This window comes from Flavobacterium daejeonense DSM 17708 (assembly GCF_000425425.1).
Taxonomy (GTDB): Bacteria; Bacteroidota; Bacteroidia; order Flavobacteriales; family Flavobacteriaceae; genus Flavobacterium; species Flavobacterium daejeonense.
In genome coordinates this window covers 374475-392958 of sequence record NZ_AUDK01000001.1, presented here as the reverse complement: position 1 = coordinate 392958, position 18484 = coordinate 374475, and the positions used below count along the sequence as shown (strand labels likewise).

Annotated in this window: 16 protein-coding genes; 5 read left to right on the top strand and 11 right to left on the bottom strand. The window is 34.9% G+C overall.

Translation table 11 applies throughout. From position 1 onward, the window contains the following. Positions 1–79: 79 nt before the first annotated feature. From H599_RS0101665 to H599_RS0101650, 4 genes are read right to left on the bottom strand one after another with little or no spacing between them, the layout of a single operon-like run. A complete protein-coding gene (locus H599_RS0101665; RefSeq protein WP_026712522.1) occupies positions 80–1147 on the bottom strand; it encodes an efflux RND transporter periplasmic adaptor subunit in 1068 nt (355 codons plus the stop codon). A 1-nt stretch (position 1148) separates the two neighbouring features. Then, the gene (locus H599_RS0101660) at positions 1149–2489 is read right to left on the bottom strand and encodes a TolC family protein (RefSeq protein ID WP_026712521.1); all 1341 of its coding nucleotides are present in this window, start codon (positions 2487–2489) and stop codon (positions 1149–1151) included. A 4-nt stretch (positions 2490–2493) separates the two neighbouring features. Beyond that, positions 2494–3090: a TetR/AcrR family transcriptional regulator gene (locus tag H599_RS0101655; protein ID WP_026712520.1), complete on the bottom strand. Its 597-nt coding sequence runs from the start codon at positions 3088–3090 to the stop codon at positions 2494–2496. Between the two features lie 33 nt (positions 3091–3123). Beyond that, entirely contained in the window at positions 3124–3645 is a 522-nt protein-coding gene (locus tag H599_RS0101650; protein ID WP_026712519.1) for a YceI family protein, read from the bottom strand. A 194-nt stretch (positions 3646–3839) separates the two neighbouring features. Here H599_RS0101650 and H599_RS0101645 point away from each other — a divergent pair, with 194 nt between their 5' ends. Both H599_RS0101645 and H599_RS0101640 read left to right on the top strand, forming a co-directional pair. After that, complete coding sequence (locus H599_RS0101645; protein WP_026712518.1) at positions 3840–4814, top strand: polyprenyl synthetase family protein; 975 nt, start codon at positions 3840–3842, stop codon at positions 4812–4814. A gap of 124 nt (positions 4815–4938) precedes the next feature. Beyond that, complete coding sequence (locus tag H599_RS0101640; protein ID WP_026712517.1) at positions 4939–5292, top strand: hypothetical protein; 354 nt, start codon at positions 4939–4941, stop codon at positions 5290–5292. Between the two features lie 484 nt (positions 5293–5776). Here H599_RS0101640 and H599_RS0101635 read toward each other — a convergent pair whose 3' ends face one another. Next, positions 5777–6322, bottom strand: a complete 546-nt coding sequence (locus H599_RS0101635; protein ID WP_035140982.1) for a hypothetical protein — start codon at positions 6320–6322, stop codon at positions 5777–5779. A gap of 116 nt (positions 6323–6438) precedes the next feature. On the opposite strand from H599_RS0101635, the gene H599_RS0101630 reads away from it, so the two are divergent. After that, on the top strand, positions 6439–9228 hold the full coding sequence (locus tag H599_RS0101630) for a 2-oxoglutarate dehydrogenase E1 component (RefSeq protein WP_026712515.1): 2790 nt from the start codon (positions 6439–6441) through the stop codon (positions 9226–9228). Between the two features lie 186 nt (positions 9229–9414). Beyond that, positions 9415–10641, top strand: coding sequence for a 2-oxoglutarate dehydrogenase complex dihydrolipoyllysine-residue succinyltransferase (gene odhB / locus H599_RS0101625; protein WP_026712514.1), 1227 nt, complete (start codon positions 9415–9417; stop codon positions 10639–10641). Positions 10642–10743: 102 nt separating this feature from the next. On the opposite strand, the gene H599_RS0101615 is transcribed toward odhB, so the two are convergent. Continuing rightward, positions 10744–11196 carry a hypothetical protein gene (locus H599_RS0101615; protein ID WP_026712513.1) on the bottom strand — a complete coding sequence of 151 codons (453 nt, stop codon included), beginning with the start codon at positions 11194–11196 and terminating at the stop codon, positions 10744–10746. 113 nt (positions 11197–11309) lie between these two features. Between H599_RS0101615 and H599_RS0101610 the strand changes: the two genes are divergently transcribed. Further along, positions 11310–12101 carry a ThuA domain-containing protein gene (locus H599_RS0101610; protein WP_026712512.1) on the top strand — a complete coding sequence of 264 codons (792 nt, stop codon included), beginning with the start codon at positions 11310–11312 and terminating at the stop codon, positions 12099–12101. Positions 12102–12183: 82 nt separating this feature from the next. On the opposite strand, the gene H599_RS0101605 is transcribed toward H599_RS0101610, so the two are convergent. From H599_RS0101605 to H599_RS21345, 5 genes are all read right to left on the bottom strand, one after another. Continuing rightward, on the bottom strand, positions 12184–12948 hold the full coding sequence (locus tag H599_RS0101605; RefSeq protein WP_245600473.1) for a LamG domain-containing protein: 765 nt from the start codon (positions 12946–12948) through the stop codon (positions 12184–12186). Further along, positions 12929–13408: a retropepsin-like aspartic protease gene (locus H599_RS19030; protein WP_051590598.1), complete on the bottom strand. Its 480-nt coding sequence runs from the start codon at positions 13406–13408 to the stop codon at positions 12929–12931. The genes H599_RS0101605 and H599_RS19030 overlap by 20 nt, the downstream gene beginning before the upstream one ends. Continuing rightward, positions 13368–16028, bottom strand: a complete 2661-nt coding sequence (locus tag H599_RS0101595; RefSeq protein ID WP_026712510.1) for a CHAT domain-containing protein — start codon at positions 16026–16028, stop codon at positions 13368–13370. Before H599_RS0101595 ends, H599_RS19030 begins: the two co-directional genes overlap by 41 nt. Positions 16029–16158: 130 nt before the next feature. Beyond that, a complete protein-coding gene (locus H599_RS19025; protein WP_245600472.1) occupies positions 16159–16470 on the bottom strand; it encodes a GxxExxY protein in 312 nt (103 codons plus the stop codon). A 56-nt stretch (positions 16471–16526) separates the two neighbouring features. Further along, positions 16527–18482 carry a PKD domain-containing protein gene (locus H599_RS21345; protein WP_026712509.1) on the bottom strand — a complete coding sequence of 652 codons (1956 nt, stop codon included), beginning with the start codon at positions 18480–18482 and terminating at the stop codon, positions 16527–16529. Positions 18483–18484: the final 2 nt, after the last annotated feature.

Below are 18484 nucleotides of genomic sequence, written 5' to 3'. Positions count from 1 at the left end.
GTACTAATTAGTGAAAAGTGAGTAGTAAATAGTAATTAGCTAAGGAGACTAATCACTTTTTACTAATTGCTAATTACTTTTATTTAATAATTTCTATCGAATTACCGTCCTGTAGGTTGATTTGTCCGGTTGTGATTACTGTTTCACCATCCGATAAACCGTCTAAAACTTCCACCTGATCACCTAAAATTCTTCCGGCGGTGATGGTTTTTAGTTTTGCAATTCCGTTTTCAGCAACAAACACCTGATTGCTGTTTACACTTCCTACGAAAGCGGTTCTTGGAATTACGGTCATTGTTTGTTTTTGTTGAGCCGATTGGAATACAGCAGTACCGTACATACCTGCTTTTAGGTCGTTGTTTGGATTGTTTGCAATTTCAATATCTACTGCAAAATTCAGGCTGGTATCGGCTTTAGAAGCGATGAATGTAATTTTTCCTGAAAATTCTTTATCCGGATATACGCTTGATTTTACGGTAACTGAATTGCCTACTTTTAATTGGGCAACCTGAGCTTCATTAACCGTAATGGTTAATTTTAATTTGCTTACATTAACAATATCAAATAAGGAAGTAGCCGGCATCGCCATAATGATAGTTCCCGGTTCAATGTATTTTTTATTGATAAATCCGTTAATAGGCGCTTTGATTCGGGTATCCCCAATGTTGATTTTAGCCTGTTTGTAGTTGGCTTCCGCATTGGTCAGAGCTACTTTTGCCTGATCTAATTGTTGTTTGGTAACACCTCCGGTTCTGAAAGCATTTTCAAAACGGCTGTAATCGGCTTTGGCGTTTTGATAAGCCGCTTCAGCAGCCTGAGCATTTACGTTGATAGCGTCGGCTCTCATGATGGCAAGCGTTTGACCTTTGGAAACATAATCTCCTTCTTTGGCTAAAATTTGCACCACTTTTCCGGTTTTTTCAGAAGTAAGTGTGATTTCCTGAATAGGTTCAAAAAGGCCGTTGGCCGAAAAATCTAATGAAACAGCTTCTGTTTTTACAGTAGCTACTTTTACGGAAACCGCTGCATTTTTCTCTGCAACAATCGCAATTTTAGCTTCGTTGGCCTCTTTGTTCTTTGTTAAAATAAATCCGATTAATGCTAAGGAAGCAATAATGACAATTCCGGTAGTTATGTATTTTTTCATGTTATTTATTTATAAGTGTTTTTAGTTCGCCCTTTGATTTGATAAGTTTAATTTCTGCCAGTTTGTATTCTAAAACAGCGGCAGTATAATTGTTCTGAGCTTCGGTAGAAGCGTTTTCAGCATCCAGTAAATCAGTTAAAGATGCTAAACCTTGTAAATAATTATTGTTGATGTTTTTCAAAATTTCATCAGCCAGTCTCATATTTTCTTTTTGATTTTGAAGGGTAATCAGGCTGTTTTCAATTTGAGTAGTCGCATTTTTGTAATCTAAATCCAATGCCAGTTGGGTGTCTTTAATATCTTCCTGAAGCGAACGCAATTGGACATCAGCCTGTCTTACTTTGGCTCTGGTTCCAAATCCGGCAAAAATAGGTACTTTTAAATTTAGTCCGATTGCTGAGAAATCTGACCAATACACTTTGTCTTGTGAGTTAGCAAACCAAGGCATTTTAGGTCCCTGACCAATGTAATTGTAGCTGGCCGAAAGCGAAAGTGTTGGGTAATAACCGGCAATTACTGATTTTTTTTGCAACACTAATAATTCTTCCTGTTTTTTAAGTAATAAATATTCCGAACGATTAGCGGTGTTTGGTGCTTCTGAAATGGCAACCGGAGTTACTTCAAATTCTGATTGTGGAATTTCAATTTGCGCGTTCATTGGCATTCCCATATAAAATTTCAAGGCGTTTTCCTGCAATTGCAAAGCATTGATAATTTGTTGTTTTTGGGTGTTGATGTTTGACAGATTTACAGTCATTCGGTCTAAATCAATTTTTTTAGCCAGACCGTTGTCGTATTGACCTTTAACGATGTCTTTAACTTTTGAAGTCGTTTTTAAATTGGTTTCAGCCAAAGCCAGTTTTTGTCTTAAAACATACACCTGATAATAATTGTTAGCTACTCGTTCAATTACTTCTTCCTCAGTTAATTGATTGTTGATTTGGTAAAATTCACGGGTGGTTCTGGCCGCTTTCAATCCGGTAAAAACCGATTGGTCAAATAAGTTTTGTGTTAAACTTACTCCCGCTGTTGAGATCCATTTTTGTCCAAAAGCAGCCTGAATAGTTGTGCCTGGTGCGCCAAATCCAGCCCCGTCAATAACGGTAGTTTGAAGAATAGGATTGTAGGTCAAATTTCCATTTGCCGAAATCTGTGGTAACGCTCTGGAGCGAACTTCCTGAATTTGGTATTCGCTGTTTTCAATCTTCAGCTGAGCTTTTTTAGCGTCGGCTTTATTTTCAAGTGCATACTGAATAGCATCTTTGAGTGTCAGCGAGGTTTTTTCCTGTGCCTTTGTAAAACTTACAAAGGAAAGAAATGTTAGTATTAGTAATTGTTTCATTATTTTAGTTGTATTTAAGTAAATTTTTCTCCAATTCGGTGATGCCTGATGGGGTTGCCATAGCCCGGGTATGGTATTCTAAAGCTTCTAATTCGATTCGTTGCGCTTCCATTTCTGAACTCGTATTTTCGTTGATGTGGAAAATCAGGACATAATAAAATTTAACGTAGGTTTCGATGTTGATGTCTTTTCGATACAAACCTTCGGCGATTCCTTTTTTAATGTTTTCTCTAAACCAATTTTCGCATTGATTCACTTCCTGTTCTAATACCCGTTGGTAAATCTCAGGATAGTGTTTTTTCAATTGGTAAACCGGTGAACTGTCAGTACTATTATTAAAGAGTTCTTTAAATAAATTTCTTATTTCAAAATTTTCCTGAATTGCATTGTGATTTTTAGCAACTACCGATTCGATTAATTCATGAACTTGTTTGTGAACCAGTTGGGTACTTTCCTGAATTAAGATTTCTTTGTTGCAAAAATATTTGTAAATCGTTTTTTTAGAAATACACATTTCTCCTGCTATATCATCCATAGTGATACTTTTAAAACCCAGTTTTAAAAACATCTCGCTCGCCTTAGCAATAATTTTGTCTTTCATTTTATTTTATAATCATTTTAAGAGTCTTTGAGGTTAAATACTAAATGCTACATTGGCTACTATTTTAATGTCCTGAACTTTTGGTGCATTTTTTTGTCCTAAAAAAGAAGTCGGAATTAATCCAAAATCTTTTCGGTTGATGGCAGCCGTAAGTTCAAAAGCGAGTTCTTTTTCGCCGTCAGAATAATCGTTTTCTATCAGTTCGACATCTAATTCGACTGATTTCGTAATGTTCTTTATGGTTAAATCACCTTTTAAAAAGTTGATGTTTTTGTTAATTTTTTGAAAAGAAGTCGATTTGAAACTTATTGTTGGAAATCGGTTGACGTCTAAAAAATCATTTAGTTTTAAATAATTGCCCAAACGCTCCAGTTTCGATTCGCGGTTTTTGACATCTAATGAAAAAGCGATAGCGGCATCTTCAATTTCGTTATTCTTTACATTGGCGTAGCCCTGAAAAGAATTGAAAGTGCCTCCTAAATAAGCAACCATCGATTTTTTCATTCTGATTAATGCATCAGACTGATTTGAATTAACCTTCCATTTTGTATTCATGATTCTCGAATTCGTTAGCATCAGTCTTTTTCAGACTGACTCGGAAATTAATTGTTAAATGCGTTGCAAATATAGAATGGAAACTTTGAAAACCAAAATAGTTTCCGTTGTATTTATGATAATTTAACATTTCAGTGATAAACGTTGTTTGTTATCCAGTGTGAATGCTGTAAATTAGCCCGAAAATTAAGTCTATGCACGCCATTAATCAATATCAGGAATTTGTAGCCGAATATCTTCAGTCGCAGTTAGCGATAAAAGAGCCTAAAAATTTATACGAACCGATACATTATATATTAGGACTTGGAGGAAAAAGAATTCGACCTGTTTTAACCTTGCTGAGTGCAGAGATTTTTGGGAGTTCTTATCAAAAAGCTTTGCCGGCTGCATTGGCTGTGGAAGTTTTTCATAATTTTTCGTTAGTGCATGATGATATTATGGACGATGCGCCACTTCGAAGAGGAAATACTACGGTACATGAAAAGTGGGATATTAATACCGGAATTTTATCCGGAGATGCGATGTTGATTTTGGCGTATCAATATTTTGAAAAATACGAGCCGGTAATTTTTAGGGATTTGGCGAAGTTGTTTAGTGAAACTGCTTTGGAAGTTTGTGAAGGGCAACAATGGGATGTGGATTTTGAAACCAGATATGATGTGAGTATTCCTGAATATCTTAGAATGATAGAATATAAAACTGCGGTTCTGGTGGCTGCAGCTATGAAAATGGGGGCCATAATTGCGCAAACTTCAGAAGAAAATGCCGATTTGATTTATGGTTTTGGTTTGAATCTTGGCTTGGCGTTTCAGTTGCAGGATGATTATTTAGATGCTTTTGGTGATCCAAAAACTTTTGGAAAACAAGTAGGCGGCGATATTATAGAAAACAAAAAGACTTATTTGTATCTGAAAGCTTTGGAGTTTGCTAATGAAATCGACAAACAGGAATTAGTAGAATTGTTTTCGATTCAAATGGAAGAAAACGAAGCTAAAATTGCTCAGGTGAAAGAGATTTTTCTGAATTCAGGAGCAGCAACGGCTACGCAAAAAGCTATTGAAGCTTATACTTTTAAAGCTTTTGAAACTTTAGATAAAATGAATATCGATTCTGAAAAGAAAAATATTCTGAGAGTTTTTGGAGAAGGTTTGATGGGTAGAAAAGTCTAAAAAAAAACAATAGCAATAGCAATTTCAATTGTCAATTTCAAAATTTAAATAATTGATATTGCTATTGATTTATTGCCATTGAAATTGATATTGAATCGCCATTGATTTTTGAAATTTAAAAACTATGTATGTTACTCCGTTAAATGCTGATTTGTTGTTTGAGGAAGCTCAAAAAGAAGCTTTGTATCTCAAGTTAATTGAGCAATTGAATAAAGATTTCAATCTCGCTAATGAAGGAGTCGATTTTCCAATGAGTATTTCTCCTAATGAACTCAAGATTCAATTGCATGAAAAAATCTACCGACTGATTCAGTATAAATTTGCCGAATATTTGAATTTACTTTATGTAATCGATGTTTCGGAAGAAGAGGTTAAAAAACTCGATGGTTCGGATTTGGTTGTTTTGGCTGAAGATGTTGCCTTTTTAATCCTGAAAAGGGAATGGCAAAAAGTTTGGTTTCGGAATAAGTTTAAGTAAGGTTCTAAGTTGCTGAGTTGCTAAGTTATATTTCGCTCCAGTTGTAAAATCTTGTATTTTCTTTATTTTTTAAAATGGATTCGTAATCATTTTTCTCAATAGGAATGTATTCATTGTTTTCTAAAATAAAAACTTGTTGATTGTTTAAAATTTCATCAATAATTTTTGATATTTCTTTTAGTTCTTCGGTTTGGTGATTTCCTTGTGATGCTCCTATGTGAAAATGCCAATCACATTTTTTTTCAATGTTTTCAAATCCAATTGTTATTTCACAATTATAAGTTGCAATCCATAGAAATCTATTCCCGTTTTTGCTTTTTACAGAACAGTCGAATGATTGATCTTTTTTGAAATCAATAGTTTTTAAAAAATCGGGATGATTTTTTTTAAATATTCTAATGTTATATTTGAGAATAAGGCTTGATTCATTTAGTAATAATTAAAAATCTTAGAATCTTAGTAGTTCAGAGTCTTAGCAACTTTCCTAAAAATAAACCCTTACAAAAGGCATAATAGCGTCACTGTAAGCACGGTTGTTTTCCTGGAACAAAACATTGTATCGGGCACCAATGGTTACGTTTCCGTTGCGGTATCCGGCTCCTAAAAACAAAGCCGTATTCCAGAAATTATCACTGAAATCATTGATACCAATTCCTTTTACGTTAACTCTTAGTTGTTCCAGTTCGGCTGAAAGCTGGATTTCCGGAATGGGGTTGAATAAGGTAATTACGCTTCCTCCGTATAAATTGGAATTGTATTCTTCTTTTACTTTTACATAAGTGTATTGTGCACCTACACCTACGGCAAAATATTCGTTGACATTATAAATAGCGCTTGGAGCTACGGAAATATCGGTATATCGGTTTCCGAAACTCAAACCTAAACCTCCCCCAAATTGTACTTTTTGCCAAAAATTATTTTTAGAATTGAAGTCGTTTTTTTGGTATTGGGCTGATAAATCAATAGAAATCAATGTAAATACGATGCTTAAAATAGAAAGCAAAACGCCTGAGGTGGTTTTTTTTGACATAAGTATTTAGGTATTTAACATTTTAACAGTTAAAAGTGTTTTAATTTTCAAGCTAATTTAGTTGATTATTGTACTTTTGCCAAACTATTTTAACAAAAAGTATATTCACTAACATTATGGATAGGTTTTCATTTTTAAATGCAGCGCATACCGAATTTTTCGCTCAATTATACGATCAATATTTAGAGAACCCAGATAGCGTAGAGCCTAGCTGGAGAAGTTTTTTTCAGGGTTTCGACTTTGGAATGGAAACATACAATGAGGAAAATCCGGTTCAATATATCAGAGAAGTTGCTCCGGCTGCTTCAGTATCTTCAGCTCCTGTAGATAACAGTAAAATTTCAGAGCATCTTCAAAAAGAATTTAAAGTTGTAAAATTAATTGATGGTTACCGTTCCAGAGGACATCTGTTTACTAAAACAAACCCGGTTAGAGAGCGCAGAACTTTTTCTCCAACTTTAGATATTGAAAATTTTGGTCTTTCTGCTGCCGATTTGAATACTACTTTTGATGCAGCCAAAATATTAGGTTTGCAACCTTCTTCTTTGTCTCAAATTATCAATCACTTAACAACAGTTTATTGTCAGCATATCGGTATCGAGTATATGTATATTCGTCGTCCGGAAATTGTAGATTGGATTCAGAATCGATTGAATGTAAATGAAAATCGTCCAACTTTTAATGCTGATGAGAAAAAAGCCATTTTAAATAAGTTAAATCAAGCGGTTTCTTTCGAAAACTTCCTTCATACTAAATATGTAGGTCAAAAACGTTTCTCTCTGGAAGGTGGAGAATCGATTATTCCTGCTTTGGATGCTTTAATTGAAAGAGCTGCCGAAAAAGGAGTAGAGCAATTCGTGATGGGAATGGCTCACCGTGGTCGTTTGAACGTTTTGGCGAATATTTTTGGTAAATCTACTCAGGATATTTTCTCTGAATTTGACGGAAAAGATTACGATCAGGAGTATTTTGACGGTGACGTAAAATACCATTTAGGACTTACAGCAGACAAAATCACTAAGTCAGGTAAAAAAATTAACATCAACTTGGCTCCAAACCCTTCTCACCTTGAAACTGTAGGTGCAGTTATTGAAGGTATTACAAGAGCAAAACAAGATAAATACTTTGCTGATGATTTTTCTAAAGTATTGCCTATCGCCGTTCACGGGGATGCTGCAATTGCAGGACAGGGTATTCTTTATGAAATCATCCAAATGGCGCAGTTAGATGGTTACAAGACAGGAGGAACAATCCACATTGTAATCAATAACCAGGTAGGTTTTACAACGAATTACTTGGACGCTCGTTCTTCTACTTACTGTACTGACGTGGCTAAAGTAACTTTGTCACCGGTATTACACGTAAATGCTGATGATGCTGAGTCAGTAGTTCACGCTATGCAATTTGCTTTGGATTTCCGTATGCAATTTGGACGTGACGTATTCATCGACTTATTAGGATACAGAAAATATGGTCATAACGAAGGTGATGAGCCTCGTTTTACACAACCGGTATTATATAAAATCATTGCTAAGCACAGAAATCCAAGAGATATCTATGCTGAGAAATTATTATCTGAAGGAATTATCGATGCTAATTTGGTAAAAACTTTAGAAAAAGAATACAAAGACGATTTAGATCATAATTTAGAAGCGTCTCGTAAAAAAGATTTGACTATCATTACTCCATTTATGCAGGATGAATGGAAAGGATTCCAACAGGTTTCTGATAATGTGATGTTGCAAAAAGTAGATACTAAAGTAAATAAAGCTACTTTAGATTCTATTATCAACACAATTTCTTCTTTACCTGAGGATAAAAAATTCATCAACAAAATCAGAAAAATTGTTACCGACAGAAAACTAGGTTATGATAACAATACTTTAGAATGGGGTACAGCAGAAGCTTTGGCTTATGGTTCCTTATTGACGGAAGGTTTTGATATTCGTATTTCTGGACAGGACGTAGAACGTGGTACTTTCTCTCACCGTCATGCGGTTGTGAAAGTTGAAGATTCTGAAGAAGAAGTAGTATTGTTAGACAAAATCGAGAATAAAAAAGGAAACTTCCGTATTTTCAACTCTTTCTTGTCTGAATATGGAGTATTAGGATTTGATTACGGTTATGCTTTGGCAAATCCAAACTCTTTGACAATTTGGGAAGCGCAATTTGGAGATTTCTCCAATGGAGCTCAAATTATGATTGACCAATATATCTCTTGTGGAGAAGATAAATGGAACAATCAAAACGGATTAGTAATGTTGTTGCCACACGGTTACGAAGGTCAGGGAGCGGAGCACTCTTCAGCACGTATGGAGCGTTACTTACAATTATGTGCCCGTCACAATATGTATGTAGCTGATTGTACTACACCGGCTAACTTCTTCCACTTGTTAAGAAGACAAATGAAAACAGATTACCGTAAACCATTGGTAGTATTCTCTCCAAAAAGTTTATTACGTGATCCAAGATGTGTGTCAACTGTTGAAGAATTGGCAAATGGAGAATTCCAGGAAACAATTGACGATACTACAGTAAACAAGAAAGATGTGAAAACATTAGTTTTCTGTACAGGTAAATTCTATTATGATATCGTTGCCGAAAGAGAAAACAACGGTCGTAATGATGTGGCAGTTGTTCGTATCGAACAATTATTCCCATTACCAGTGGAGCAATTAAAAGCGATTATTGCACAATATCCAAATGCCGATGATTATGTATGGGCACAGGAAGAACCTAAAAACATGGGGGCTTATACTTTTATGTTGGCTAACTTTGATTTGGTGAAATGGAGATTAGCTTCGTTAAAAGCTTACTCAGCACCAGCAGCAGGAAGTTACACCAGAGCCAAACGCCGCCACGCTGATGCTATCAGAATGGTATTTGATAAAAATTTATTTAGATAGTCATTGCGAGGTACGACGCAATCACGCTAAAATATTTTTTAGAAGCTATTCCTGCTATCCGCTATATTTTTTTCTTTTTTAAAGAAAAAAGAAAAAGGATGCCGCTGCTATCAGGGCTAGATTCGAATGTAAAGAATAACGATTCAGAATTAAAAAAATTAAATTCATAATTTAAAATATAAGGACATGATTTTAGAAATGAAAGTTCCATCACCAGGGGAATCTATTAAAGAAGTTGAAATCGCCACTTGGTTAGTAAAAGATGGGGATTATGTTGAAAAAGATCAGGCAATTGCTGAAGTAGATTCAGACAAGGCTACATTAGAATTACCTGCAGAAGCTAGTGGTATCATTACTCTTAAAGCAGAAGAAGGTGATGCAGTAGCAGTTGGGGCAGTAGTTTGTCATATTGATACTTCTGCAGCTAAACCATCTGGATCAGCTCCTGCACCAGCAGCAGCTACTGCGCCAGTAGCTGAAGCACCAAAAGCAGCTCCTGCGCCAGCGGCACCTGCAGCACCAGCGGCTACTTATGCTACGGGAACACCATCTCCGGCAGCTAAAAAAATATTAGACGAGAAAAACATCGCACCAGCAGCTGTAACAGGAACTGGTAAAGGTGGAAGAATCACTAAAGACGATGCAGTAAACGCTGTTCCATCAATGGGAACTCCTACAGGTGGAAGCCGTGGTGTAGAGCGTACTAAATTGTCTATGTTGCGTCGTAAAGTAGCAGAAAGATTAGTAGCTGCTAAAAACGAAACAGCCATGTTAACTACCTTTAATGAAGTAAACATGACACCTATCAACCAATTGCGTAATGAATACAAAGACGCATTCAAAGCGAAACACGGTGGTGTAGGTTTAGGATATATGTCATTCTTTACAAAAGCGGTAACAAGAGCTTTAGAATTGTTCCCTGATGTAAACTCTATGATGGACGGTGACCACAAACTTGGATTTGATTTCTGTGATATCTCTATCGCGGTTTCAGGACCAAAAGGGTTGATGGTTCCTGTAGTTCGTAACGCTGAGAATTTAACTTTCCGTGGCATCGAAGCTGAAATCAAAAGATTAGCTTTAAGAGCCCGTGACGGTCAAATTACTGTTGATGATATGACAGGTGGTACTTTTACAATCACTAACGGTGGTGTATTTGGTTCTATGTTGTCAACACCAATTATCAACCCTCCACAGTCTGGAATCTTAGGAATGCACAACATTATCGAGCGTCCAATCGCTGTTAACGGTAAGGTTGAAATCCACCCAATGATGTATATCGCTTTATCTTATGACCACAGAATTATCGACGGTCGTGAGTCTGTTGGTTTCTTAGTAGCTGTTAAAGAAGCTTTAGAAAACCCGGTTGAATTACTTTGCGGTGGAAATCCTAAAAAAGCATTTGAATTGTAAAAAAAAAGAAAATTCAAAATATTTAAAATCCCAAATTCTAATTTATAGAGTTTGGGGTTTTCTTTTTTATTTATGTTTTCTATATGAAGATAAAAAAAATATTTAATATTTTATATTGAAAGAACCTTGAGTAATTTGTTTTGTGTTTGAGGTAAAACTTTCTTCAACTGTTCCGGAAAAAGTACCTTTGATTGTTTTAGTTGTAGTATTTCTATATGTGATTTCTGAAATAAAATTTTCAGATGAAAAATACCATTTTGTTCCATCAAAATATTTGAGACCTATTCTTGAACTTTGAGGCAAGCTTTCATCTAATATTATATTGAACATAAAATTTTCTGATGAATTGATTTCTGTATTTGGATATGCATTAACGATAACCTGATCAATTAACCCCAAAGTTAAAGACGATGAAGTAATAAATTTTTTTTGAACACCATCTACTTTACATTCGAAAGTATTGGTTGCAATCTCAGCATTTTCATTTTCATTACTGCAAGAGTGAAAAAATAAAAATGATATAAAAATGAAGACATATATTAATAGCTTTCTCATAGTTTTTTTGTAAAAATAGCTAAATAATATAAAATTTATGTTTAGTTTTAATAATAGCTATTTTATTAATTGTTTAAGGTATTCTTTTTATATTCGAAAAATAAATAAAAAATATGAAAATCAAATTACTATTACTCGCCATTATTTTTGGGTTAACTACTGTATTTGCCAATCCGCCGGCTAAAAAACGAATTTTGGTTTATACCAAAAACGGAAAAGGTTATGTGCATAAAAATATTCCTTTCAGTGTGGAAGCCTGGGAAAAAATTGCTGAAGCAAATAATCTGATTGTGGATGTTTCTGATGATCCGGCAGTAATGAATACCGAAAATCTGGCAAAATACAGTTGTCTGGTTTTTTCAAATACCTGTAATGATATTTTTGATACCGAAGAACAAAGACAGGCTTTGGTAGAATATATACACTCAGGTGGCGCTTATGTAGGTGTTCATAGTGCGTCAGATTCTGAGAAAGACTGGCCTTGGTATGCAGCAATGGTAGGAGGAAAATTCAAAAGACATCCGGCTTTTCAGTCTTTTGAAATAAAAGTGATTGATAAAAATCATCCTGCAACTTCGATGTTAGGCGAAACTTGGACAAAAGAAGACGAATGTTATTACATGAATGAATTCAATCCAAATAATCAGGTGCTTTTGGCTGCCGATATGCGAACAGTGAAAGACAACGAAAAAGAAGTCTATCCGGGACGTACTTTTGGAGATTATCTGCCTTTGGCCTGGTGTCATGAATTTGAAGGCGGAAGAGTATTTTATACGGCTCTCGGACACGACAGTAAGGATTATGTTGATCCGGTTTTTATCAAGCACCTTGAAGGCGGACTTTTGTGGGCATTAGGTGAAAATCCAAAAGAGTCACATTCGAATAAAAAATCTAAACTGAAATAAAATAGTCAAAAAAAACCGCAGATTCACAGCCTAAAAATTAATTCTGCGAATCTGCGGTAGATAAAATTAAGTTTTTAAATTTTTATTTGAATTCTACCCAGTCAAATAAAGCATAATTTTGTGTGTACGGAATATGGTCGCCTATAAAAGTCAGGTTTTCTACACTGCAAAAGATTTTAAACTTTGTTTGACTACCGTAAGAGAGTGTCTTTGTAGCTAAGATTTGGTTATCAATTTTCCAGGTTGCGACATATTTTTTCTTGTTGTTTAAGGCTAAAGTTATAGAGAAAGTGTACCATTGTTCCCGTTTGATTTTGCTTTGAAAGGAATAAAATGGATTTCCCTGCGAAGTCATATATACAATAAGGTCGTCTGAAGCGGCATTCAATTCCTGACGGATAGCGGCGTTGCCGTATCCAATTTCAAAATCGAGTTCGTGGGTATCATCATTGTATAAAAAAGCCCCAATGCTGGCACAATCGCCTTCGCCCATTGCAGGAACATAAATCCGCCAGGAATAAGTTCCTGTAGAATAAGTGGAAACTGATTTGACTTTGGTTCTGTCCCAGGTATTGGCATTGGTAAAAATATGTAACTTTCCATCTTCAAAGTAGTAATTAGGAACACCAACCTGTGTAGCGTCTTCCCATTCATTTATATCATTGAATTCCCAAATGGTTGCCGTTGTGGGTTTAGTTGGAGCTCTTTTTGCAGTCACTGAAGTGTCAGAATTAGAATTAGAAATTGCTGTTGTCACTGGACTTTCGTCAACGGTATCATCTGTAGAACAGGAGAATAATAATAATCCCAGCGCTAAACAGACGGCTTTAGCGTAGTTTTTTATCATGATGTTTTGTTTTTTTGATTGGCTGTCGTAAATATAAGAAATTATTGTAATAATCAATAATGGCTTTACCTTTCAATAAAACATCTGCGCCAATGATTCCGTCCACCGTTTTTGCTTTATAAGCAGTTAAAGCTTCGTTTACGTGCGACATGTCAAAAATAATTAAGTCGAAATCATTGTTTTTCCACGAACCCAGTTGGAGTTTATTTTGCGATGCCGTTTGAGTAAGCATTCCTGTAGCTCCGGCGCCGGAAGCCTTAGTTTTAGAATCTTCGGCGTTTAAATGAAACAATTCGATATGTTCAAAACCAACACAGCTGTTCGAAGCTCCTGTATCCAGAATAAAATGTCCGGTTACATCGTTGATTTTGGCTTTAATCAACAGATGTTGGGTTTTGGTAATTTTGAATTTTACCTTTTTATAGTTTGCCTTTTTGAGAATTTCGTGCAGATTTTTCATTTCGGTAGCGAATAAGAAGCCAAATTAAAGCAATTGCAGTTACAATTCCCAAAATAATAGTAGCATAATACAGACTGTTGTCCTTTTTTTCGATAGCACCATAATACACAAAAGCACTCCAGTAGTAAGGCGATTTTTTGGCATTGGAAATATTCGGGTTTTTCAGGAAATCACGTTTAGCATTGGCATTCGCTTCCAGATAAGACTGTCCGTTTTTGATATTTTGATAAAAAGAATCCATAAAAACGGAGGTCGTGTAATCGTTGACTTTCCAAAGAGAGAATAATAAATTTTGCGCTCCGGAAAATTGAAAGCCTCGGGCAATGCTCATGCTTCCTTCTCCTTTGTAGAGTTTGCCAATTCCGGTTTCGCAGGCACTTAAAACCACCAAATCAGGATTTAGATTCAAATGATACAATTCGGAATACAAAATGTCCTGATCGTAAAACTTGATACTTGCCGGCGTTTCAATATCACCTGATGAAGCGTGAGTGGAAAGGTGTAAAATGCCATAATCAGTAGCGTTTTTTTTGAAATTTTCAAAAGTAGCAGCCGCGTTTTGAAAATACTTTCCTTTGAAATTCTTTTGTATCGAATGTAATTCGTCTTTTGAATAGGTTAGTGTATAAGGGGTGTTTTCGAAAACCGGAAAAATGCCTAAAACAGTTTTATCCTTATTTGTCATCCTGAGCTTGTCGAAGGACAAATAAAACTGAGCTGAATTCTCGTAACCAATGTTGTAATCGTTCAACAAATAATGCATTTGTGCAAAATTAGTTGCGCTGGATTCCTGAGTAATTAGCGCTTCAAAAGGAAGGAAATTTAATATGCCGTCTGGAATGATGATAAGATTTTTGTAGTTTGATTTTTTGGGTAATTTAAACATTTTGTAAATTCCATTTCCTTCCTGATTGAATAGTTTAGGATTATCTATAATGGTATTGGGATCTAAAAAATTTTCTATAAACATAGAAATTCTGGGGAAAGCAGTGTCATCTAATGAAATAGTATTGATGGAAATGTGATATTTGTTAAGTTTAAAACAATGAATATTATGTTCTCCAAAAAAATATTCAACCATAACAGCATCGTCTTTTTCTAATTTGGCATACAAATCATTCAGATTAATGTTTTGAGTAGATCTGTTTTCAGATTTTGATTGAGTTTGCTTTAATTGCAACATCAGTTCGTTTTGTTTTTTGATAGCTTCGTTAATTTTAACAATATCAGCTAAATCTCCTTTTTGTTGTTCTTTTAGGATAAGATTATTTTGATTTTGAAGTTGTTCTGAAAGCTGTTTTTCGGCTTTAGACTGCGTTTTTGAATTGTTAATTCCTTGTTGTAAAATGACAGATTTAGTGCGTTCCGAAATTTGGAATGCTGTTTCCAGATATTTTGTGTTTAATTCTTGTTCGAAAAGGGATTTGTAAATGGTAATACATTTTTCAGTACGATTTCGATTCCTGATTTGACCGATGATTTTCGAATTTTCATAAACCAAAAGCGATTGAAATAATTCTTCAATATGAAAAGCAAGCGCATAGCTTTCTAAAGCTTTTTTGAGTTGATTTTGCTGCCAATAAATTTCAGCTTGCAAGTCTAATGCGTCCAATAAAATGGTTTCAGTATAAAGAGAATTATTATTTGGCAAAATGTTTTTCTTGTTCGAATAATTTGGAATTAAAAGTTTAAAAATAGTTGTATTAGTCGCAGTAGCTTCATTAAGTTTTTGTTGTTTGAAAAATTGAGAAGCTTCTTCGTATTTGAATTGCGCAATTTTGCGTGGAGAGAGATTCGGTGTTGCGTAGAAATAGTTTCTTGCTTTTTCAAAATAAGAATTAGCGAGGTCAAAATGTTGCCATTGGGAATTTAGGGAAGCTAAATTTCTATAACAATTTGCTAGTGTTTCAGTTTGGCTTTTATCTGATTGTAATAACTTGATAGCATCAAGGTATGAGCCTTCAAGGTTTTCGAAAAAATGTTCTCTAATTGGAGGAGTTTGGGGAGTTGGTTTTCTATAAAACAAAACATAGCTGTTCCCCAAATTATTTAATAAAATTCCTTTTTGAGTATTCGATAATTTTTCGTTTCGAATAGTTTTTTCAAGTAAATCAATGGCTAAATCAATCTTACCAGTGTTCTGATATACATTAGATAAATTGAGTACGGCAGCATATTGTTGCTGTTGGTTTTTCTGTTGCGTAGCAATGTAATAATATTGTTTGATGGTGTTTTCGGCATTGTCATAATCGCCGATGATGGTGTATAAATTGCCTAGTGGTTTTAGGCAAAACTCGACTATATCGTAGTTTTTTAGCTGGTTTTTTTGATAGATTTTCCAGGCGGTTTCATAGCTGGAAATGGCTTTGCCGGTTTTATTGAATTGGTTTTCATAATAGGCTTTGTTACATTGTAAAACAACCAATGCCAGTAGTTCGTTTTTGTTTTTTGTGACCGTTGAGATGTTTTTACTGAAAGACTCCAGTTTTTTTAAACTTTCTTCATTGGGATTGGCAACAAAAGCATCAACGGTATTGTAGATTTTATCTTCTAAAGTAAGATTTTGCCCAAAAGCAAGTTGAGTTATCAGTAGGAAAATAAAATATTTTTTTAACCACATAAGGCATATAAGTTTTGAAAAGTCACAAAGTTATTCAGGTAAATTTTTAAAATATTCGTTTACAAAGGTTTTTTGACCTTCGTTAAATAAGTTTACACAGTGAAAATTATATAAAATTCCCTTTGGAGCTTTAAGTAGTTTCATATAAGTTAATTTGTGCCTGATGGATGGGAGCAAGTGCTTCAATTGCTTTTAGTTCGATTACAATACAGTTTTCAATAAGCAAATCACATCTTAAATCGGTTTCGATATCCAATCCTTTAAAATTTAGAGGAACGGAAAATTCAGATTTAAAAGATATTTTTCTGTTTGATAATTCCTTTTTAAGACATTTATGATATACGCTTTCTAGTAATCCTGGTCCTAATTCTTTATGAACTTCAATTGCTGCACCGTTAATTTGATAGGTCAAATCTTTTAAATATGTTTTTGTTAACTCCATTTTCAATTTTTTTAAAGATTTAAAAAAAAACTTTTGTGACTTATGTGGTTAATGAACTAAAACTTCCATATTCCATAAACCTGAACATAATTAAAATTTTCTTTAAAATTCATCACATAGCGCCCTCCTAAACTCGGGCCGATGCGGGCAAAACCCAGTGTTAAATCAAATAATAATCCCGATTTGAAATTGGTGAAAGTTTTGCTGCCCGAAACGCTGATTTCCTGCGTTTTAATAATAGGAGAATCGGGTTTTTCGGTTTCAAAAGTTTCTATTTTAGTGTAGCGTTCCTCTTTTTGCGAAGCATTGATATTAGCTTGTATTCCCGCTCCAATTCCGATGTAGTTGTTGATATTGTATCGAATGAGTAGCGGAATTTCGTTGTTAAAATTGGAATAACTTGAAGTAGAAGTAGTTCTTGTCGCTTGGCGTACTCCGTTAGCCGTGGTGGTAAAACCATTGGTTATGGTTGTATTCGAATTGTAATCGTTTTTGCTGTTGATTAATTCAGCCTGCCAATAAAAGCGATAGGATTTATAAGGAGAAATAGTAAATCCGGCAAAATAACTGGTCGATTTTTCCAGATTAGGATAAAAATTATAACCGGCTTTAGCCCCAATAGAAATTCCGGGTAGAAATCGGGTAGTGGCGTAGTTAGTGATTATGGGTTCGTTTTTGTCAAAAATAATAGCGGTTCTGCTCTTGGTATTTACTTTGTGAAAATCCTTGTTGAATTTCAGGGAGTATTTTACAAAACCTTTGGTGCTGTCTTTTTCTTTTACATTTTTTTGTTCGCTTCCCGGCAGGTAAATGTTTTTGAAGGTAAAAAAGATTTGTTTTTGCTTAATTATAGTATCCAGACAGCTGGTAGTTGGTATTTCCTCTTTTGGACAAATCGGACATTCGGGGTACATGCCTTCAATGCGGAAGGTTTTTTTGTCAAACATATCCGGAATATCGGTTTCCAGGCGAATCATTCTGGCCGGGCCTTCGCCATTGTTTTGAAAACGGGTTTTGAAGTTGACTCTTTTAAAACGAACCAATCTGTAATTCATAAAACTTCCGTTAGAACCCATTTTGTTGGGGTCGTGTGAAGTTACAATTTCCATTTCCAGATTTTTTACTTTATGGTTTTTAAAACTACGATTAGGAACATAAATACCGCGCATCGTAATGGTGGCGCTGGTATCTTTCAGCATTTCAGGAGTGGTTTTGAAAGTATAAAAAACATTGCGGGTTTCCTGCGGATTGGCTTCGTCAAATTCTAATATCGAAACATTTTTGAAGGTTTTATGTGCTTCGGCTAAACTCGCGTCCAAATCTTCTTCGGTGGTGGTGTTTCTGTATTTTTTTATTGGTAAATAATTGTCGTTTGAGGTCAAATAAGTATTTGTTTTGTCGATGTTGTTAGCAACAGCAAAAGTATTTTCTTTTACTTCTCTTTCGCCGGCATAGGTTCTGAAACTGCTTAACTCGAAGTTGTTGTCTTTGAATTGGGTTTCGTTGTAAAACAAATATATTTTTCCGCTTGTAACATAGTTTTCCAGATTTTGATAACTCAGAATTACTTCCATTTGTTGGTCGGGAATGGGGTCGCAATTTTTTTGTAATGAAAAGCCCTTTTGATTAGCAATGGAGGCGATTTCATCAAAATTTTTGTCCAAAATATCGTTGACTACTACTTTTTTTGGTCGGGTAGCGGGCGGTTTTCCGTTGTCGTAATTGTTGGTTACGGTTAATCGGGTAGTGTAAGTTCCTTTGTTTTTGTAGTTGTGTTTAGGTTCGGCTGCTTTACTGTAAGTGCCATCGCCAAATTCCCATAAATAGGAGAAACTCGGTTTTGGTGCGCCGGCAATGGGAATCAATGGTGGTGTTTCGGGTTTGTATGAAACGCTGTTTCCACTTTGATTATAAATAATATTTGCTCTTCGGGTGATGGTGTCTTTGACTTTTTTTTGTGAAAACAAGAGCAAAGAACAAAGAAGAAAGAGAAAAGAAAGATGGTTTTTCATAA